Source organism: Saliniramus fredricksonii (assembly GCF_900094735.1).
Classification (GTDB): Bacteria; Pseudomonadota; Alphaproteobacteria; order Rhizobiales; family Beijerinckiaceae; genus Saliniramus; species Saliniramus fredricksonii.
Genome location: NZ_FMBM01000002.1, coordinates 2,239,516 through 2,257,596 on the forward strand (window position 1 = coordinate 2,239,516; position 18,081 = coordinate 2,257,596).

At 65.5% G+C, this 18,081-nt stretch carries 17 protein-coding genes; 8 read left to right on the top strand and 9 right to left on the bottom strand.

Going from position 1 to position 18,081, the window contains the following annotated elements:
* Window positions 1-59 precede the first annotated feature (59 nt).
* Window positions 60-1,355, bottom strand: a complete 1,296-nt coding sequence (locus tag GA0071312_RS16715) for an amidase (RefSeq protein WP_074445880.1) — start codon at window positions 1,353-1,355, stop codon at window positions 60-62.
* Entirely contained in the window at window positions 1,352-2,185 is an 834-nt protein-coding gene (locus GA0071312_RS16720) for a hypothetical protein (RefSeq protein ID WP_074445881.1), read from the bottom strand. Before GA0071312_RS16720 ends, GA0071312_RS16715 begins: the two co-directional genes overlap by 4 nt.
* 138 nt (window positions 2,186-2,323) lie before the next feature.
* Here GA0071312_RS16720 and GA0071312_RS16725 point away from each other — a divergent pair, with 138 nt between their 5' ends.
* From GA0071312_RS16725 to GA0071312_RS16755, 7 genes are all read left to right on the top strand, one after another.
* Entirely contained in the window at window positions 2,324-2,605 is a 282-nt protein-coding gene (locus GA0071312_RS16725) for a hypothetical protein (RefSeq protein ID WP_238947266.1), read from the top strand.
* 182 nt (window positions 2,606-2,787) lie between these two features.
* Window positions 2,788-3,468: a GntR family transcriptional regulator gene (locus GA0071312_RS16730; RefSeq protein ID WP_074445882.1), complete on the top strand. Its 681-nt coding sequence runs from the start codon at window positions 2,788-2,790 to the stop codon at window positions 3,466-3,468.
* A 23-nt stretch (window positions 3,469-3,491) separates the two neighbouring features.
* The gene (locus GA0071312_RS16735; protein WP_074445883.1) at window positions 3,492-4,520 is read left to right on the top strand and encodes an ABC transporter substrate-binding protein; all 1,029 of its coding nucleotides are present in this window, start codon (window positions 3,492-3,494) and stop codon (window positions 4,518-4,520) included.
* Between the two features lie 65 nt (window positions 4,521-4,585).
* Window positions 4,586-5,356 (top strand): ABC transporter ATP-binding protein, encoded by a 771-nt coding sequence (locus GA0071312_RS16740; protein ID WP_074445884.1) that lies wholly within the window; start codon window positions 4,586-4,588, stop codon window positions 5,354-5,356.
* Window positions 5,346-6,236 (top strand): ABC transporter permease, encoded by an 891-nt coding sequence (locus tag GA0071312_RS16745; RefSeq protein ID WP_083204642.1) that lies wholly within the window; start codon window positions 5,346-5,348, stop codon window positions 6,234-6,236. Before GA0071312_RS16740 ends, GA0071312_RS16745 begins: the two co-directional genes overlap by 11 nt.
* A gap of 130 nt (window positions 6,237-6,366) precedes the next feature.
* Window positions 6,367-8,493, top strand: a complete 2,127-nt coding sequence (locus GA0071312_RS16750) for a hydantoinase/oxoprolinase family protein (RefSeq protein ID WP_238947267.1) — start codon at window positions 6,367-6,369, stop codon at window positions 8,491-8,493.
* Window positions 8,490-10,262 carry a hydantoinase B/oxoprolinase family protein gene (locus GA0071312_RS16755; RefSeq protein ID WP_074445885.1) on the top strand — a complete coding sequence of 591 codons (1,773 nt, stop codon included), beginning with the start codon at window positions 8,490-8,492 and terminating at the stop codon, window positions 10,260-10,262. The genes GA0071312_RS16750 and GA0071312_RS16755 overlap by 4 nt, the downstream gene beginning before the upstream one ends.
* On the opposite strand, the gene GA0071312_RS16760 is transcribed toward GA0071312_RS16755, so the two are convergent.
* The 4 genes from GA0071312_RS16760 to GA0071312_RS16775 form a co-directional block, all read right to left on the bottom strand.
* A complete protein-coding gene (locus GA0071312_RS16760) occupies window positions 10,244-11,278 on the bottom strand; it encodes an esterase-like activity of phytase family protein (RefSeq protein ID WP_074445886.1) in 1,035 nt (344 codons plus the stop codon). The two genes, GA0071312_RS16755 and GA0071312_RS16760, sit on opposite strands and share 19 nt — an antisense overlap.
* Complete coding sequence (gene cobT, locus GA0071312_RS16765; RefSeq protein ID WP_074445887.1) at window positions 11,275-13,170, bottom strand: cobaltochelatase subunit CobT; 1,896 nt, start codon at window positions 13,168-13,170, stop codon at window positions 11,275-11,277. The genes GA0071312_RS16760 and cobT overlap by 4 nt, the downstream gene beginning before the upstream one ends.
* A 93-nt stretch (window positions 13,171-13,263) precedes the next feature.
* Window positions 13,264-14,268, bottom strand: a complete 1,005-nt coding sequence (gene cobS / locus GA0071312_RS16770) for a cobaltochelatase subunit CobS (protein ID WP_074445888.1) — start codon at window positions 14,266-14,268, stop codon at window positions 13,264-13,266.
* Window positions 14,269-14,406: 138 nt separating this feature from the next.
* Window positions 14,407-15,039 carry a J domain-containing protein gene (locus tag GA0071312_RS16775; RefSeq protein ID WP_074445889.1) on the bottom strand — a complete coding sequence of 211 codons (633 nt, stop codon included), beginning with the start codon at window positions 15,037-15,039 and terminating at the stop codon, window positions 14,407-14,409.
* 316 nt (window positions 15,040-15,355) lie between these two features.
* Between GA0071312_RS16775 and GA0071312_RS16780 the strand changes: the two genes are divergently transcribed.
* Window positions 15,356-15,622, top strand: a complete 267-nt coding sequence (locus GA0071312_RS16780; protein ID WP_074445890.1) for a BolA family protein — start codon at window positions 15,356-15,358, stop codon at window positions 15,620-15,622.
* 18 nt (window positions 15,623-15,640) lie between these two features.
* Here the strand turns inward: GA0071312_RS16780 and GA0071312_RS16785 are convergent, their stop codons facing one another.
* From GA0071312_RS16785 to GA0071312_RS16795, 3 genes are all read right to left on the bottom strand, one after another.
* A complete protein-coding gene (locus GA0071312_RS16785) occupies window positions 15,641-16,198 on the bottom strand; it encodes a hypothetical protein (RefSeq protein WP_074445891.1) in 558 nt (185 codons plus the stop codon).
* Window positions 16,199-16,371: 173 nt separating this feature from the next.
* Window positions 16,372-17,508, bottom strand: coding sequence for a DUF2865 domain-containing protein (locus tag GA0071312_RS16790; RefSeq protein WP_074445892.1), 1,137 nt, complete (start codon window positions 17,506-17,508; stop codon window positions 16,372-16,374).
* Window positions 17,509-17,701: 193 nt separating this feature from the next.
* Complete coding sequence (locus tag GA0071312_RS16795; RefSeq protein WP_074445893.1) at window positions 17,702-18,049, bottom strand: hypothetical protein; 348 nt, start codon at window positions 18,047-18,049, stop codon at window positions 17,702-17,704.
* Between the last annotated feature and the right edge of the window lie 32 nt (window positions 18,050-18,081).

Sequence of the window (18,081 nt, forward strand, 5' to 3'; positions counted from 1 at the left end):
CATCGCCGGCGTCGCCGTCAAGCGGCGCGGATGCCCCAGCGGCATGGGGCTTGCGCCCATCACGCGGCACCGATGACCGGTTCGAGCCCCGCAGCGACGTTCAGAAGCCGCCTGTCATGGCCGTTGCGGGTGACGAACATGATTCCCGCCGGGCGCGCCAGCCCGGGCATGGGCAGCGAGATACCGGTGAGATCGAACTGGTTGCCCCAGGTGGTGTTGCGCAGAATCAGCACATTGGCTTTCATGTAGCGCTCGAAATCGGCTTCGAGTTCGGCAATCGGCAGGGCCGATGTGGCGGTGGCGGGCAAAGCCACGACGTCCCAGGCCGCGAGGCGGGCATCCATGCGCGCGATCAACGCGTCGCGGGCGCGCATCAAGCGGATATAGCCGGCTGCGGGCACCGTCGCGCCCATGCGGATGCGCGTGATCACCAGCGGATCGAACAGTTTGTCGTCGAAACCCAGATGATCGGCATGCACGGCAGCCGCCTCGATCGCCACCAGTGGCGCATCCGCCATCAATTCGCCCATTGCCTCCAGCAGATCCTCGATATCGATATCGACGATGCGTGCCCCCGCGCGCTCCAGCCGGGCAAGATTGGTCTCGAAGGCGCTCGCGACCATTTCCTCGGTCTGTGTGAACAGGCGTCCGCGCGGCACGCCGATGCGCAGGCCCGCCACATCCATCGGTTCCGGCATCCACGGATCTTCCCCGGCCATGATCGCATCGGTCGCGACACAATCGGCGACGTTTCGCGCCAGCGGACCGATCGAATCGAGCGCATAGGACAGCGGATAGGCTCCCTCCTTCGGCACCCGCCGTGCCGTCGGCTTGAAGCCGACGCAGCCGTTGAGCGAGGCGGGGATGCGGACCGAGCCGCCGGTATCGGTGCCGATGGCAATCTCCGCCGTGCCCTCGCCGACGCCGACGCCGGCACCGGAGGAGGAACCGCCGGGGATGCGGTCCGGATCGGCGGCGCAGCCGGGCGTGCCGTAATGCGGGTTGATGCCGATTCCGGAGAAAGCGAATTCCGACATGTTCGTCTTGCCCGTAATCACCGCGCCTGCCCGGCGCAACCGCGCGACAATGGGCGCATCGGCGGTCGCGGGGGCCGCGTCGCGCAGAATCACCGAACCCGCGAGCGTCGTCTCGCCGGCCACGTCGAACAGATCCTTGATCGAGACGATGCGCCCGTCGAGTGGACCGAGGCTGATCCCGGCCCTGCGGCGCGCATCCGCCGCATCGGCGGCAAGCCGCGCCTGCTCCTTGTAGAGCTTCGTATAGACCTTTTCATCGCGGGCGCGCGCATCGAGACGGGCGAGAATGGCTTCGAGCTGGTCGCGGATCGTGTTCATGATGGCCTTCCGGAACGGGCGGTGATGCGGATTTGCGCTTGCCGTCGGCGTGCGATCAGCATGACGGCGCAATTCCATATCACGGCAACGACGAGCCCGCCCGTCAAGGCGAACGCCGACCCAAACGGGATTGCCGCCACGCTCACGCTGCCCACGGCGATGCCGAATCCCATCAGCCCGGGAAAGCCGTTAAGCATCACCTGCCCCGTCGCCGCACCGCCGATACGCGGATGCAGGATGATCACGAGCGAGCTCAGAACCAGCGGCAGAATGGCGAGGACACCCGCCACCGAGGGCCCCGCGAGGCGCCCCGATGTCACCACTGCGGCGACGAGCAGCATCACCGTGATTGCGCGCAAAGGCAGATCGAAGGGCGTGCGCGGCGCCGGCGGCGGACGCTCGTTGCCGAGCTTGCGGCGAATAGCGAGAAAGGCGGCGGTGAAGACGAAGGCGCTGATCGCGAGCGTAGCCGGCAGGCCCGGATCGATGCTGCGCATGACGAAGACCGCCCCGCCCCAGCCCGCGAACCCCGCAAGCAATGCCGGGGCCAGTCGCCGCCCCGGCGCGACCGTGGCATAAGCGAGGACGAAGAAGGCATTGCCGACATTCACCTGCATGCCGATCCGGGCGACTTCCGCGAGAAAGCCGGGCCCGTGATCCATGGCGAGATAGACGAAATTCGGCCCGGCGGAGAGCGGCAGCGTCGCGATCATCGCCCCGGCCAGCGGCCCGCTGCGTTCGACAACGAAGGACGCCGTGACCACGAGCAGGGCACTTGCCAGCATTTTCAGCAGGAGTTGCAGCCAGAAGGGATCATCGAGACCGGGCATTTCACGACCTGCCACAGTGAGAAATTTTGAAAAACATGTTAGCCTGTCATTTAACTGCCGTTTTTCGGCACTATGTCCATCTCAATCGTCATGCGGCGCGTAACTTGCCGCAGAAATAATAAACGCTTGGGGAAAATCATGCTTGCCGATCACAATATTGCACCGAACGATGCCGCTGTCGAAGCCTCGCGCCGCGCCTGCGCCTTCAATCTCTTCCGCCGGCGTGAAGCGCCTGATCTGTTCTGCGCCGTTCCTGAAGACCGTGTCGTCCCGCCCTTCATCGCGGGAGAGGATTGGGAATTCGGCGGGCGCATCGCCGCTGATTCGCGTGAACAGCCCGGCTTCGACGGCAGCATCGCCTCCCGCGCGGCGCGCTTCAACGGTTTCTATCTCTTCCAGGGCTGGAACCACTGCAAGTGAGCCAAGTGACTGAGCTTGGCGGGCCGCGCCTGCCGGTCACGCTCCCACATCACATCGAAACCACCCCGCACCGGCTTCGGCGCGGGGTTGCGCCGTTGTGCCCGTCGATGAGAGCTTGACAGTGCACTGCCCCTGCGTCAGCGTCATTTTGTTGAAGATTTCTCGAAATCTCGAAGGTTCGAATGTTCGGTCGGGGCAGACAGGACGAGGAAGCAAGCGTCGTGCGCCTGCTGGCGGCGCAGCTGCGGCGTGATATCGCCTTTGGCATTCTCGCACCGGATACCCGCCTCAAGATCGACGATCTGCGCGCCCGTTACGGGGGCTCTGCCCATTCCTTTCGCGAAGCGCTGACCCTGCTCGCCGGTGAAGGGATCGTTGAATCACATGCCCAGCGCGGCTTTCGCGTCGCCTCCGCCACCGGCGCCGATCTCGAAGACATTCAACGCATGCGCGCACGCATCGAAACGCTGGGGCTCGAATGGTCCCTCGCCCATGCCGATGCGAGCTGGGAGGCCGAACTCGTCGCCACGCGCCATACGCTCGGCCGCGCCGTCGAGGCGGTGCGCCACGAACCAGCCTCGGAAGCGCTCGCCTGGGATGAAGCGGTATCGCGCTTCCACGCGACGCTCGTCGCCAATTGCCGCTCGCCCCGCCTGATCGCCTTTCAGGAGCGCCTCGCGCTGGAGAGCCGGCGGTTTCGCCTCGCCGCCCTGATCGAGGGGTGCATCGACCACGATGCGGAGAAAGCCACGCGTGCGCAGATCGTCGAGGCCGTTCTCGCGCGCGATACCGAAGCGGCGCTGGCTTGTCTGACACGCCTTTTCCAGCCGGCAGCCGGGGCCGGCACGGAATCATCGCAATAACCGGCCATCACGGGAGGACCATCATGATACGTCTTACACGCAGAGGCTTCGGCGGCATCATCGCCGGCGGGCTCGCAACCGCGACATTCGCACGCAGCCGCGCCTTCGCCCAGGGCACGCCGATACGCGTCGGCCTGCTTTCGCTGACCTCGCATGCCCCCTCGATCATCGCGGCCGCCAAGGGCTATTTCGCCGATCAGGGGCTCGATGTCGAATTCGTCTCCTTCCAGGCGGCGCAGCCAATGGCCGTGGCGATCGCCTCGGACGACGTCGATTTCGGCGTGACCGCAATTTCCGGCGGGCTGATCAGCCTTGCAGAGCGTGGCGCGGTGAAGGTGATCGGCGGCGCGCTTCAGGAAAGCACCAATGTCGAGGGTCAGAAAATCCTCGTTTCGAAAGCGGCCTACGAATCCGGCGTGACGACGCCGGCGGATCTCGTCGGCAAGCGCTATGGCATCACCACGGCGGGCTCGTCCTTCCATTACATGGCCCACAAGATCGCCGACGGTGAAGGCTTCGCCCGCGATTCGCTGGAACTGGTGCCGCTCAACGGGGTTCCGGCCGTGATCGCCTCGCTGCGTTCGGGCCAGGTCGACGCGTGGTCGATCGTGCCCAACATTGCCGGCGCGCTGGTACGAAGCGGTGATGTCTTCGAGATCGGCGAGATTTCCGATTACATCGAGGATTATCAGGTCACGACCGTGTTCACCTCCTCGCGCATGGCTGCGGAAGAACCCGATACCGTGCGCAGCTTCCTTGCGGGATTCTCGCGCGGGGTCGACGACTATAATGCCGCGCTCGTCGACAAGACCATGAGCGAGGGCGAGGTCGCCGAGATCAGCCGCATGATCCACGAATACGTCTATACGGATCGCCCGTTCGAGGATGCCGATGCGGCCATTCGCGCCGGCGCGATGCGGGTCAACGCGGATGCGCGCATGAACCTGACCAGCATCGAGGATCAGCTCGCATGGTTCGTCTCGGAGGGGCTGGTGCCCGCCGATGCCTCGATCGAGACGCTGGTCGATACCAGCTTCGTCGAAACCTACTGAGCAAGCCTTTGGGGCCGCCGCCCTTCACGGCGGCGGTCCTATTACCATAGCCGGCGGGACCCATCATGGAATTGCGGATCGAAGGCGTCAGCCACGATTACGGCGAGACGGAAGTCTTGCGTGATATCAGCTTCAGCGTCGCGCCTGGCGAGATCGTTTGCATCATCGGCCCGTCGGGCTGCGGAAAATCCACGCTCCTGCGCTTCATTGGCGGGCTGGAGCGCCCCGATCATGGCGAGGTGCTGATCGCCGGGGAGCCGCCTGCCGATTCGCTCAACCCCCTCACGTACATTTTCCAGGATTTCGCGCTGCTACCCTGGCGCAGTGTCGCGGGCAATGTCAGCCTCGTCCTGGAAGATCACGGCATTCGCGGCGCGCAATCGCGGGCGATCATCGACGATGTGCTGGCGCGGACCAAACTCTCGGAATTCGCCAATGCCTGGCCGCGTCAGCTCTCCGGCGGCATGAAACAGCGCGTTGCCATCGCCCGCGCCCTCGCGGTGCGGCCCGCCGTGATGCTGATGGACGAGCCGCTCTCGGCGCTCGACAGCCAGACCCGCGAATTGCTGCTCGACGATCTCATCGATCTGTGGAAGCGCGAACGCTTCTCGGCGGCCTATGTCACGCATAATCTTGCGGAAGCCGTGCGGCTCGGGCATCGCATCATGGTGCTGTCGCGCCGGCCCGGGCGCATCCGCGAAATGGTCTCCATCGATATCCCGCTGGACGAGCGGCCCGAGCGTGTGCTCGAATTGGAGAAGGTCCAGCGGCGCCTCTGGGAGGCCATGCGCGACGAGGCCCGCGCGGCGGACAGGGAGCTCTCCGATGCCGGCTGAATCCACGGCGCATGGCGCCCGCGCACGCGAGGCGAACCCGCAATCGGAGCCGCTGCGGGAAGTCCCACTCCAGAAGGCCGCACAGGGCGGCGCCGGGCTGCGGCCGGTACCATTTCGCGGCGGCGGCTTCACCCACAAGCCGCTGAGCCTGATCTCCCCGTTCGTTTTCGTCTCGCTCATCGGCCTGTGGGAGCTCGGTTCCCAGACCGGCTTCATCAGTCCGATCGCCCTCCCCGCCCCCTCGGCCGCCTTCGGCGCTTTCGTCGATCTGGTGCGCACGGGGACGCTGTGGCGTCATCTCGAGGCGAGTCTGTTCCGGCTGATCGTCGGCTGGACGCTCGGCACCGCCATCGGCGTCGCCGTGGGGCTCGCCATCGCATTGTTCTCGGTGATGCGCGCCGGGCTCTCGCCCGTGGTCTCGGCGCTGTTTCCGATCCCCAAGATCGCGCTTTTGCCGCTTTTCATCGTCTGGTTCGGCATCGGCGAGGGCTCGAAGGTTGCCACGATCCTGTTCGGCGCTTTTTTCCCAACCGTGATCGCGACCTATGGCGGCGTCGACAATGTCGACCGCAATCTCATCCGGATGGGTCAGTCGTTCGGGCTGTCCTGGCTTTCGATCGTGCGCAAGATCATCATTCCCGGCGCGATGCCCGCGATTCTCTCGGGCTTCCGGATCTCGGCCTCGATTGCCATCGTTCTGCTGGTCGCCGCCGAGATGATCGGCGCGCAATTCGGGATCGGCGCCTATATCCTCATGGCCGGATCGCTGTTTGCCATCGAGCAGCTCATCGCCGGCGTCGCCATGCTCTCGATCCTGGGGCTGACCATCAGCTGGCTTATCGGGCGGGCCGAGCGCTTCTTCCTCACCTGGAGGACCTGAAAAGACCTGCCGGCTGCCATCGGTTTCGGTGAAGACCCGAACCGGATGGGTGGTTTCCACACTTGCCCCTGCGTCATGCTTGGGCAGACTGCGCCTTCAAGAGGAAACAGGACGGCAAGCGGGGGCGCAAGTGAGCGAGGCGCAGGGAAATCAGGCGAAAGCGGCGGGCATGATCCCGCCCTGGCGCATCGGCGTCGATGTCGGCGGCACCTTTACCGATCTGGTCATGGTCGATGCGCAAGGCGCGCTGATGATCGTGAAAACGCCATCGGTTCCCGCGAATCCGGGCGAGGGCGTGCTTGACGCTGTGCGCAAGGCGGCAGCGAACCTGGCCATGCCGGTCGAGGGTTTCCTCGCACAATGCCGGCTCTTCGTGCACGGCTCCACGGTCGCCACCAACACCGTGCTCGAAGGCAAGGGCGCGAAGGTCGGGCTCCTGACCACTCATGGCTTTCGCGACAGCCTGGAAATCCGGCGCGGCATTCGTGACAATCCCTGGGATCACCGCAAACCCTTCCCACCGGTTCTGGTGCCGCGTTATCTCCGCCTGCCCGTGCGCGGGCGCCTCGACAGTGAGGGTGCGGAAGTCGCGCCGATCGCGGTCGCCGATGCCGTCGCCGCCGGTGAGATCTTCACCCGCGAGGGTGTCGAGGCGGTGGCGATCTGCCTGTTCAACGCCTATGCCGATGGCCGCCACGAAGACGAAGCGGCGCGGGCGCTGGCCGAAAGCTGGTCCGGCGAATGGGTCAGCCGCTCCAGCGCCATCGCGCCGACGATCGGCGAATACGAGCGCAGCTCCACGGCCGTCATGAACGCCTATGTCGCGCCGCGCGTCGTCACCTATCTGCGCGATCTGGCCAAGGAATTGCAGCGCCTCGGCCTGCCCGGCGCGCTCTTGATGAGCCAGAGCAATGGCGGCGTCGTCTCCGTCGACCAGATCGCCGACCGGCCCGTCAATCTCGTTCTTTCCGGCCCCGCCGCCGGTGTGGGCGCAATGACGCTCGCGGCCAATGCGCTGGGCGACGACAACCTGATCTCGATGGAGATCGGCGGCACATCCTGCGACGTCGCCCTGATGAGCGCGGGCCAGGTGGCGACGAGCGATGCGCTCGAAATCGACGGCTATCATCTCGCCATACCCTCCGTCGAAATCCATACGGTCGGCGCGGGCGGGGGCACCATTGCCGGAGTCGATGCGGCCGGGATGCTGTTTGCCGGGCCCAAGGGCGCCGGCGCGCGTCCCGGACCGGCCTGTTACGGCCATGGCGGCACCGAGCCGACCGTCACCGATGCGCAACTCGTGCTCGGACGTCTGGCGCCCGGCGCCTATGCCGGCGGCTCTGTCACTCTGGACCAGGAGCGCGCCCGCGAGGCGATCCGCACGCGCGTCGCCGAGCCGCTTGGAATCAGCATCGAGGATGCCGCGTCAGGCATCATCCGGCTGGTCGAGCAGCATCTGCTGCATGCAGTGGAGCGGATTTCCGTACAGCGCGGCTTCAACCCCGCCGGATTCACCCTCGTCCCGGCAGGCGGCGCCGGGCCACTGCACGGGCCGAGCGTCGCGGCGATGCTGGGGGCCAGACGCGTCTATGTGCCCCGGCAGGCCGGCGCCTTCTGCGCCATGGGGCTTTTGCAATCAGATGTCCGGCAGGATTACATCCAGGTCTTCATGCGCGATCTCGACGGGGATGTTGCCGCGGCCACGCAGGTTGCGAAGGCCGCGCAGGACGGTTTCGCACAGCTGCGCGCCCGCGCGAACGAGGCGCTCACCCGGGAAGGCTTTACCGGTGATCAGGCCGCCTACCGGCGCGCGCTGGACCTGCGCTATCGCGGCCAGCAATCGGATCTTCGCGTGGAATTGCCCGATGGCGAGGCTTTCGATCCGGCCCTGGTGCGCCGGCTCTTCGAAGCAGAATATGCCCGCCAGTTCGGCCATATCCAGCCCGGCGGTGCCATCCAGATCACCAGCCTGCGCATGGCCGGTTTCGGCCTCCTGCCGCCGCTCGAAGCAGCATCGGCGCCGGCGAGTAACCAGGCGCCGCATCGGCGCGAAACCCGCCGGGTCTGGTTCCCCGATGGCTGGCGCGACACGGCAATCTATGACGGCTCCGATCTCGCACCCGGCCAGTCGATCGCCGGCCCCGCCATCGTCACCGAGCAGACCATGACCGCCATCGCCCGCGCCGGCGATACGCTCACAGTCGATGCGGCGGGCAATTTCATCATCGATCTCGCCGAGAGGGGAGCGCAGGCATGAGCGCGCACAAGGCCATCGATCCGATCATCCTCGCCCTGGTGCAAAACCGCCTCGACCACATTGCCCAGCAGATGGGACGGGTGATGGTGCGTACGGCACGCAGCCCGATCTTCAGCCAGGCGCATGATTTTTCCTGTTTCCTCGCTGACGCCAAGGGCACCGTGGTCAGCCAGGCCGACGGCATCCCGATCCATACCGGCGGCGGCGGTTTCGCCGCCCGCGCCATCGTGGCGCGTTTCGGTGGCGAGATCGCGCCCGGCGACGTGTTTCTATTGAACGATCCCTATGCGGCGGGCGGCAACCATCTGCCGGACTGGGTGATCGCGCGCCCGGTCTTCGTGGGCGATGATCATCTCGGCTTTGCCTGCAACCGCGCCCATCAATCCGATATCGGCGGCGGCGCGGCGGGCACCTACAATCCGCAGGCCACCGAGATCTTCCACGAAGGCCTGCGCCTGCCGGTGATGAAGCTGGTCGCGGCGGATGTGGTCCGCGAGGATCTGTGGGATCTGCTCAAGCTGAACTGCCGCACGCCCGATCTCCTCGACGGCGATCTGCGCGCGATGCTCGGCTCCACGCGTATCGGGGCAGACCGCGTCACGGCGCTGGCGGAAGAGCTCGGCACCGACCAGGCGCGGGCCTGTTTCGCCGGCATTCTCGATTATGCCGAAGCGCGCTTTCGCGCCGTCATCCGCGATCTGCCCGACGGCACCTATCGCGGCGAGGACCGCACCGACAACGATTGCTTCGGCCCTGCCGACATCGTCACCCGGGTGGCGCTCACGATCGAAGGCGACAGCCTGACGGTGGATTTCACCGGCACGGACGACCAGATCCGCGGCTTCAAGAATTCCTCGCTGGCCAATACCGTCTCCGGCGTCTACACGGCGCTCTATTCCTTCTTCGATGCCGATCTGCCGCGCAACGAGGGCAGCTTTCGCGGCGTGACCATCATCGCGCCCGAGGGCAGCGTCGTGAATGCGCGCCCGCCCGCACCGATGACCATGTGCACGGTGTTTCCCGCCCATGACATCATCCATGCCTGCTGGCGGGCTCTCGGCCTCGCTGCGCCCGAGCGCGCGCTTGCCGGCTGGGCGCGCAACGTCTTCGGCGTCACCTCCGGTACGAAGGAAGGCGCCGACGAGCCCTTCGTCATGTATCACAACAACCTCGCCGCCGGCGGCGGCGCGATCGAGGGCCGCGACGGCTTCAACCAGATCGGCCATCTGTGCACGCTGGGCGGCCTCACCATCCCCAATCTCGAAGTCTACGAGCAGATCTACCCGGTGCGGTATCTGCGCCAGGAATTCCGCTGCGATTCCGGCGGTGCGGGGCGCTATCGCGGCGGCACGGGGGTGGATTACGCGCTCGAAGTGATGGTGCCGGCGCTTTATTCCTTCCGGGGCGAGGGTCTGCGCACACCCTCGGGCTACGGGGTCGAGGGCGGCGATTGGGGCGCGGCAGGGGCGATGCTGCTCTCGCCGCATGACGGATCGGAGCCGGTCGAGGCCCCGCAATTCGGCCTGATGCAGCTCGGGCCGCTGCATTACCAGGCGGCCTCGCCGGGAGGCGGCGGCTGGGGCGATCCGAAGACCCGCGATCCGCAGGCCGTTCTCGCCGATCTGCGTGACGGGATCATCAGCGCGCAGGCCGCGCGCGAAATCTACGCGGTGGTGCCCGGCGCCGACGGGATGAGCCTCGATATGGCGCAGACGCAGGCGCTGCGGGAAGAGTGCGCCGGCGCAGCAGCTCAATCCGCGTCGTCGTAGTAGAATTCGAGCAGCAGCGTGCGTTGCAGGATCGAGAAATTGTCGTCGGAGATCAGGCTGAGCACGCGGCGCCCGTCCCGCGTGCGATGCGCGGCGAGACCTTCCATATTGTCGATCTGCTGACCGGCCCCCGCCTCGAAGATGGCGGGGCCGTCGAGCACGGCGCCGGGGCGGAGATCGCCGCCGGGCAGGCGGCGGATGCGCGCGCCGACATCGCGCAGGATACGGTAACGGCGCTCCAGAACGAGGATGTCGCCATTGTCGAGAAATTCCATATCGGTGATGTCGAACCCGTCATGGCGCGCCACGTCGAAGGCATGATACGTCTCGCCATCGAGAATGTAGCCCTGCGTCGGCGCGCTCTCGCCCCGGTTCGTGCGCTCGCCGATCACGATGATCGCACCGGGAAAGGGGCTCGCATCCGGCGCGATGGCAATCGCTTCCGGCCCCGCATTGTGCGGCCAGTCGCGCATCTCGCGCGGCGTGGGCAGGAATTCTCCGCGCGCGGTTGGCCGATCCTCGGTGAGATCGAAGCGCATGATCGCGTTGGTGCGCTCGATGCCGATATGGGCGATGTCGTCCTTGATGGTGATGGCTTCGACGTCGTAATTCTCCGTGCGGCCGAGGGGCGTGCCATGGAAATCGCGGATCGGCGCCATCATCGCCGCGGCGAACCCGGATACGCCGTTCGCGTCCTCGGTCACATCTGCTGCGAACCAGTCCCCACGATCACTGACGGCGATCAGCCGCGCACCGTCGCGCGGACGCCAGAGCCCGGAAAAGCCGCCGAAACGGGGATAGGGATCGTTGATCTCGAGGCCGGAGCGGAAACTGAGTTCACCGAAGCGCGTACGGCTGCGATCATCGGCATCGAAGAACGGCAGGCGATCCACCTGCGGTGAAAGCGGCATGAGGCCGTTCGCCGGCGCGGCGGAACCGCCGAGCGCGGTTGCAGCGAGCGCACCGCCGGCAAGCCTTGCGCCGAGGCGCAGGGCGCCGCGACGGCTGAACCTCACCGGCGCCCCCCGCCGATCTTGCGGCGCGGCCCCTGGCCGGGGACTTCGTCCTCGAACAATTCGGCGAGTTTCTCCGTCATCACACCGCCGAGTTCCTCGGCATCGACGATGGTCACCGCGCGGCGATAATAGCGGGTCACGTCGTGGCCGATGCCGACGGCGATGAGCTGTACCGGCGAGCGGGTCTCGATCTCCTCGATCACCCGGCGCAGATGCTTTTCCAGATAATTGCCGGCATTCACCGAAAGTGTCGAATCGTCGACCGGCGCACCGTCGGAGATCACCATCAGGATGCGCCTTTGTTCGGGGCGGCCGAGCAGGCGCTCATGCGCCCAGGTCAGCGCCTCGCCGTCGATATTCTCCTTCAGGAGCCCTTCGCGCATCATCAGCCCAAGATTGCGACGGGCGCGGCGCCAGGGGGCGTCGGCGGATTTGTAGATGATGTGGCGCAGATCGTTGAGGCGACCGGGATTGGGCGGCTTGCCCGCTTGCAGCCATTGCTCGCGCGATTGCCCCCCCTTCCAGGCGCGCGTGGTGAAGCCGAGGATCTCGACCTTGACGCCGCAGCGCTCCAGCGTGCGCGCGAGAATATCGGCACAGGTGGCGGCCACGGTGATCGGGCGTCCGCGCATGGAGCCGGAATTGTCGATCAGGAGGGTCACGACAGTGTCGCGGAACTGTGTGTCCTTCTCCTGCTTGAAGGAGAGCGCCTGGAACGGATCCATCACGACACGCGTCAGGCGCGCGGGATCAAGAATGCCTTCTTCGAGATCGAAATCCCAGGAGCGGTTCTGCTGCGCCATCAACCGGCGTTGCAGGCGGTTGGCGAGACGACCGACGACGCCCTGCAGATTGGACAACTGCTTGTCGAGATAGGCGCGCAGGCGCGCGAGTTCCTCGGCCTCGCAGAGTTCCTCGGCCTGGATCATCTCGTCGAATTTCTGGGTATAGGCTTTGTAATCACCGGCGCGGGAATCGTTGGCGCCGCTGGGCGGACGCCAGGATTCGGAGGCTTCCTCCGAATCGGCGTCTTCCATGTCCTCGGGCATCTCGCTGGTCGGGCCCTCTGCGGCTTCCTGAGCGCCTTCCTGCATCTCCTCGTCACCGTCATCGGTGATTTCCACCTCGGCGCGCTCGCCCTCGGCGCCTTCCTCGCCTTCGCCCTCCTGCTCCTCGTCGTTCTCCTGCTCCTGCTCGTTTTCCTGCTCGTCATCCTCCTGGCTCTCGAGGGGTACCTCCTCGCCCATGTCGAGGGAGGTGAGCAATTCGCGCACGGAACGGGCAAACCGGCCCTGGTCTTCGAGATTGCCGAGCAACGCGTCGAGATTTTCGCCCGCGCGTTCCTCGATATGGCCGCGCCAGAGATCGACGATCTTCTGCGCGGCCCTGGGCGGGGCGCGCCCGGTCAGGCGCTCGCGCACCATCAGCGAGATCGCATCCTCGATCGGGGCATCGGCGCGGTCGGTGATATCCTCGTATTTGCCACCGCGATGGTAGCGGTCTTCCAGCATGGCATCGAGATTGCTGCCCACGCCCTGCATGCGCCGCGTGCCGATCGATTCGACCCGGGCCTGCTCGACCGCGTCATAGACGGCGCGCGCATCCTGCGCCTCGGGCGCGAGCTTGCGGTGGATGCCGGCATCATGACAGGCAAGACGCAGGGCCATCGAATCGGCATTGCCGCGCAGGACGGCGAGATCATGCGAGGACATCTTGCGCGGTGGCTCGGGCAGGCGGGCCTTGTCCGACATCAGCACGGGCCGGTCGGCAGCGTAGGTCACCTCGAATTCCGGCATGCGCGCGATGGCCCGCAGGCAGGACGCGACCGAGCGCTTGACAGGCTCGTTCGGGGCTTCCCTGGTTTCGCCCGGTTTGCGGTTCGAGATCGACATGCGTCTTCGGCTCCGGTTGATGGGGCGGGCGCAGCGACTGTCCGCGCCCGTCCTGCCGTCCCCTCGAAAGAGGCTATGGTTGGCCCCTGGGCGTCAGCTCAGCGCGACATTGGCGGCGCTTTGCGGCAATTCCTCACCGAAGCAGCGCTGATAGAATTCCGCCACGAGGGAGCGCTCGAGCTCGTCGCACTTGTTGAGGAAGGTGAGCTGGAAGGCGAAGCCGATATCGTTAAAGATCTCGGCATTCTCCGCCCAGATGATCACCGTACGCGGGCTCATCACGGTCGACAGATCGCCGTTGATGAAGGCGTTGCGGGTGAGATCGGCCAGGCGCACCATCTTGCTCACGGAATCACGGCCCTCATCCGTCTTGGCGAAGGATTTCACCTTGGACAGGATGATCTCGACCTCGTTGTCGTGCGGCAAATAGTTCAGATTGGTGACGATCGACCAGCGGTCCATCTGGGCCTGGTTGATCTGCTGCGTGCCGTGATACAGCCCCGAAGTGTCACCGAGCCCGATCGTGTTGGCCGTGGCGAACAGCCGGAAGGCGGGATGCGGGCGGATCACACGGCTCTGGTCGAGCAGGGTGAGCCGGCCCGAGGATTCCAGCACGCGCTGGATCACGAACATCACGTCCGGGCGTCCGGCATCGTATTCGTCGAAGACGAGCGCGACATTGTGCTGATAGGCCCAGGGCAGGATCCCGTCGCGGAATTCCGTGATCTGCTTGCCGTCCTTGAGAACGATCGCATCCTTGCCGACGAGATCGATACGCGAGACGTGGCTGTCCAGGTTGATGCGCACGCAAGGCCAGTTCAGGCGTGCGGCGACCTGCTCGATATGCGTCGATTTGCCGGTACCATGATAGCCCGTGACCATCACGCGGCGGTTATAGGCAAAGCCTGCCAGGATCGCGAGGGTGGTCTGCTTGTCGAACAGGTAATCCGGGTCGTAATCCGGCACATAGCTGTCGCCCTTGCTGTAGGCCGGCACTTCGAGATCGCTGTCGATGCCGAAGGCCTTGCGCACGGAAACTTTGGTATCCGGCAGAGCGACGGGCTTGTCGGCCGTGGGGGTCTCGATGGTGTCCTGCATACATGCCTCTCTCGATGCGGTCGGCTCAAACGCGGTCGCACGCGACCGGACTGTCGCACTTTCGTTAAACCTCTCGGCGCCACGGCGCAATCACGCGAAGCTCATAAGAGGGTTGCGTGTTTGAGCCTGCCGCCTGCCTCAGCACAGCCCCGCCGCCTTGAGCGTGTCATGTGCACGGATGATGTCACGCAGACGTTCCTCAAAGGAACGGTCGCCGCCGTGGGCATCCGGATGAAAGCGCTTGACCAGGGTCTTGTACGTCGCCCTGATGGTGGCGGCGTCTGCGGTTTCGTCAAGGCCGAGCACGTCGAGGGCGCGGATGGCGGGGCCGGAAAGCCGCCGGCGCGGCGGTTCCGGTTCCGCCTTGCGGGGCTGCGCGATACCTTCCGAACGCAATACGCCGAGTGGGTCGGAATATTCCCAATCCCTTGCCACACCAGCCGTGGCACCGGCCCTGCGTGCGGTCGCACCGCGCTCTACCCCCATGGACCATGTGGGGCGATGGCCGACCACCGCATCCTTCTGGAAAGCGGCAACGGCATCGTCGCTCATGCCGTTGAAGTAGTTGTACTTGGTATTGTATTCGCGCACGTGCTGAAGGCAGAAGCGATAATACTGCCCCTCCGCCCCGCGCCCCTTGGGTGCGCGGTATTGCCCCGGCTCCTTGCAGCCGGGGAACTCGCAGGTCGGCGCGCGCGAATCGCCACTGGCCTCCTCGGCCTTGCGCGGCTTGATCCTGATGCGGTCGAACAGAGGCGATTTCAGATCCATGACACGAGCGATTATGTGTGTTGCGGCGCGATCGGCAAGAGCTTTTGCTGCATAAATCAGATGTCATGGAGCAAAGGCCGTCGATTGCGCCTTGGTGGAACGACCGGCACCGGTCGCCGGTGTCGCGATTCGGTATAGCGGTCGAAATCTTTCCACGCGGTTTCGCCGACCGGCATGCGCCTCATCGCCGCGCATTTCCCGTGGATGGAATCCTGTTTGCTCGCGCCCCCATTGCGCAGCCGCCCGCATGACGCCATATCGCCCTCGAGCCGGATCGCGCAATGCGGGACCCGGTCACAGCGATGAGAGGCACCGGATGAGCATGCAATCCCTGATCGAATCCCGTTTACGCGAAACCCTGGCTCCCAGCCAGTTATCCGTGATCGACGAATCGCACCTGCATGCCGGCCATGCCGGCTGGCGCGAAGGCGGCGAGACACATTTTCGCGTGGAGATCACGGCAGACGCGTTTGCCGGGCAGAACCGGGTCGCACGCCATCGCATGGTCAACACGGCGCTGACCGAAGCCTTCGACAGAGGACTGCACGCGCTCGCGCTCAAGGCCCGTGCGCCGGGCGAATGAGGGCAGCGCGCGCCGCGCTCATTCGACGCGGGCGAAGACCAGCCCATCGAACATGTCGCAGCTCGGCCCGTCAGCCGCGAGTTCGAACCCGTCCGGCGCGGAACTGACCAGACAGGTCATCGGGAATTCACCAGGATCGGTTTCCTCGGCGACGTTCGACATGGTGAACATATCACCGTAGACGCGCAGATCGCCATTCAGCGTGCGGTCGGTCGATTCGATCTCGAGGGTGAAATCGCCTTCTTCCGTGATCGAGAGATGAAACTCCTCGGCACGATAATCACCGGCATCGAACGGCGCGTCAGCGAAGACCGAATGGACGGATTCGTCGATGTCGCCAAGCGCCTCGACACCTTCCTCGAACACGGCCGAGGGGGCCGGTGGCGCTTCGGTTGTGCGCGGGAGATCATCCGGCATTCCCTCGGGCGCTTCGGGCATCGCCTCTTCGGGCGCATCCTGCGCGGGTGCTTCCGCGACCGGCGGCGGGGACGACTGCTCTGTCTCGGCCGTCTGTTGATCGCCACAGGCGGCAAGCGCGAGGATCGCCAACACCGGCGTGACTTTCAGAATGCGCATAAGAAGACTCCTGTCGCGTCCTTTTCGGGACGACCCGATCGTGGCCGCCATTGCTCGGGGAGAGCAAGCGTGGGCGAAATCGTCAAGCCCGGTTCACGCGAAACCGCTCCCATCGCTGCAAAATGGTGCACCGGCCATGTGATCGCAAGGGCATGCGCCCCGAAACACCGGGATCATCTCGCATCGGAAGGCGGCATGCTGTCCGGGGAGACGATGCGCACCGGTGCGCGATCAGCCGGGACGTAACCCTGGCCGCTACCGGGAGCCGGCGCCTCTTCGCCCTCCTCACGGGTCACGACACGATCCCGCTCGAGCCCGTCGATCCGGATGCCTGCGGATTCATCGCCCGATGTCGGCGCTTCCTCGCTGCGGCGCGCAGCCTCCTGCGCGGCCTCGTCGAAGACTTCCGTCGCGGCCTCCTGTTCGAGGCGCCGGGCGCGGGCCGCCTCGCGCAGTTCCGCCGGCAGCGAAAGCTCGCGGGCGAGGGCCGTATCCACGAGAATGTCGTCCTCACGGGTGCCGATCATGCGCTGGGCGCCGGAAAGCGCTTCCGACCAGCTCTCATCCTCACGGCGGCAGGAGCAGGTCGGATCGAAGGTCGTGCGATAGCGGAACGCATTGGGCAGCGATGTATAAGTCATGCCATCGGCGCCGATGGCCGATTCGAGCTCGCTGTCACCGCTCATGTAGAACAGACGCGTGGGCGCGTTCGGGCATTGCGCCTGGCAGAGTCGTTCAGCCTCGTCAGCGCTCACGCCACGGGCGAAGAGCGGGAAGAAATAGCCGTCACAACTGCGCACGCAGATCGGCTCGGCGCCGGCGCGGCGGGCAAAGGTATCGTCGAGAAGCGGCATGTCCTCCTCCTGATCGAAACCCGGATCGTCGCGCCCGAACAAGCCATCGAGGAAGCCGCGACGCGCCTGGCGGGGTTCGCAATGACGAGCGATGGCCGCGAGCAATTCCTGACGGCGGTCTTCGCTGGCCTGTGAAGCCTGCCGGATGAGGAGGTTGTAGTTCTCTTCCATGGCTTCGATGCGGTCGCGCGCGGCAGCGCATTCGGAGGAGGGCGGGGCGTCGAACAGGCTGCGTCCGCGATCGCAATCGAGTTGCTGATAATAGCGCACCATGCGGTTGAGTTCGGCGCGCTGTTGCTCGGCCATATCCGCATAATTCTGACCGCCGCCCCGTTCCAGATTGCGCAATTCGGCGCGATAATCCTCGCACAGGCTGGTCTGCGCCTGCGCGCTGCCGACGAGAATTGCTGCGCCGAAACAGACTGCGGCAATGCGTGTCATCAGGGAATTATTCATGGATCGACCGTCTTCTCGTCGTGTCGGTTGCCGCAATTCTTCCAGCACGCGCGGTGCGCCGGAATCGCGCTGATGTCCAGAGCGATGTGCGCCACCACACCGGCTACGAATCGTCGTGAGTGGCTTCATGACGGAAGAATATGATCAAATCCGGACAAGTGCAGCTTTCGCGCCGGATTTTTTTGCCGCCGGATTACTGGCTGCAGGCGATCATCAGCGGGCGCGACTGCGTCCGGGCGGCACCATCGCTCATGATGGCGCCGATATCGGCGAAACCGCCCATCATTTCACGCCGGATCTCTCCGTATTCCCTGACGGCGCCGTAGCCATGCGCTTCACACCATGCCTGGGCGACGATATCGCCGCAGGTTTCGCCGCCCGTCAGACAATCGGCGATGCCGTAGCCTTCGCTGGCGGGAATGACGAAAGTGGCCCGATCACCGATGAAGGCGCGCGATTCGGTCGTGGAAACCAGTGTGAAGGAGGTCACGAGCGCACCCGCGAGTGTGATGAAGCCGAAAGCGGCGAAGGCGCGGCGCATGAACGATCTCCCGGGCGGGGGCCGTCGGACCC

What these genes read in the sequence shown, in the direction of transcription:
- GA0071312_RS16730 (WP_074445882.1), top strand. Translation starts at nt 2,788, where the DNA reads ATGTTCGGTCGGGGCAGACAGGACGAGGAAGCAAGCGTCGTGCGCCTG.
- GA0071312_RS16775 (WP_074445889.1), bottom strand. Translation starts at nt 15,039, where the DNA reads ATGGATCTGAAATCGCCTCTGTTCGACCGCATCAGGATCAAGCCGCGC.
- cobT (WP_074445887.1), bottom strand. Translation starts at nt 13,170, where the DNA reads ATGTCGATCTCGAACCGCAAACCGGGCGAAACCAGGGAAGCCCCGAAC.
- GA0071312_RS16740 (WP_074445884.1), top strand. Translation starts at nt 4,586, where the DNA reads ATGGAATTGCGGATCGAAGGCGTCAGCCACGATTACGGCGAGACGGAA.
- GA0071312_RS16715 (WP_074445880.1), bottom strand. Translation starts at nt 1,355, where the DNA reads ATGAACACGATCCGCGACCAGCTCGAAGCCATTCTCGCCCGTCTCGAT.
- GA0071312_RS16725 (WP_238947266.1), top strand. Translation starts at nt 2,324, where the DNA reads ATGCTTGCCGATCACAATATTGCACCGAACGATGCCGCTGTCGAAGCC.
- GA0071312_RS16780 (WP_074445890.1), top strand. Translation starts at nt 15,356, where the DNA reads ATGAGCATGCAATCCCTGATCGAATCCCGTTTACGCGAAACCCTGGCT.
- GA0071312_RS16745 (WP_083204642.1), top strand. Translation starts at nt 5,346, where the DNA reads ATGCCGGCTGAATCCACGGCGCATGGCGCCCGCGCACGCGAGGCGAAC.
- GA0071312_RS16790 (WP_074445892.1), bottom strand. Translation starts at nt 17,508, where the DNA reads ATGAATAATTCCCTGATGACACGCATTGCCGCAGTCTGTTTCGGCGCA.
- GA0071312_RS16720 (WP_074445881.1), bottom strand. Translation starts at nt 2,185, where the DNA reads ATGCCCGGTCTCGATGATCCCTTCTGGCTGCAACTCCTGCTGAAAATG.
- GA0071312_RS16755 (WP_074445885.1), top strand. Translation starts at nt 8,490, where the DNA reads ATGAGCGCGCACAAGGCCATCGATCCGATCATCCTCGCCCTGGTGCAA.
- GA0071312_RS16795 (WP_074445893.1), bottom strand. Translation starts at nt 18,049, where the DNA reads ATGCGCCGCGCCTTCGCCGCTTTCGGCTTCATCACACTCGCGGGTGCG.
- GA0071312_RS16785 (WP_074445891.1), bottom strand. Translation starts at nt 16,198, where the DNA reads ATGCGCATTCTGAAAGTCACGCCGGTGTTGGCGATCCTCGCGCTTGCC.
- GA0071312_RS16735 (WP_074445883.1), top strand. Translation starts at nt 3,492, where the DNA reads ATGATACGTCTTACACGCAGAGGCTTCGGCGGCATCATCGCCGGCGGG.
- cobS (WP_074445888.1), bottom strand. Translation starts at nt 14,268, where the DNA reads ATGCAGGACACCATCGAGACCCCCACGGCCGACAAGCCCGTCGCTCTG.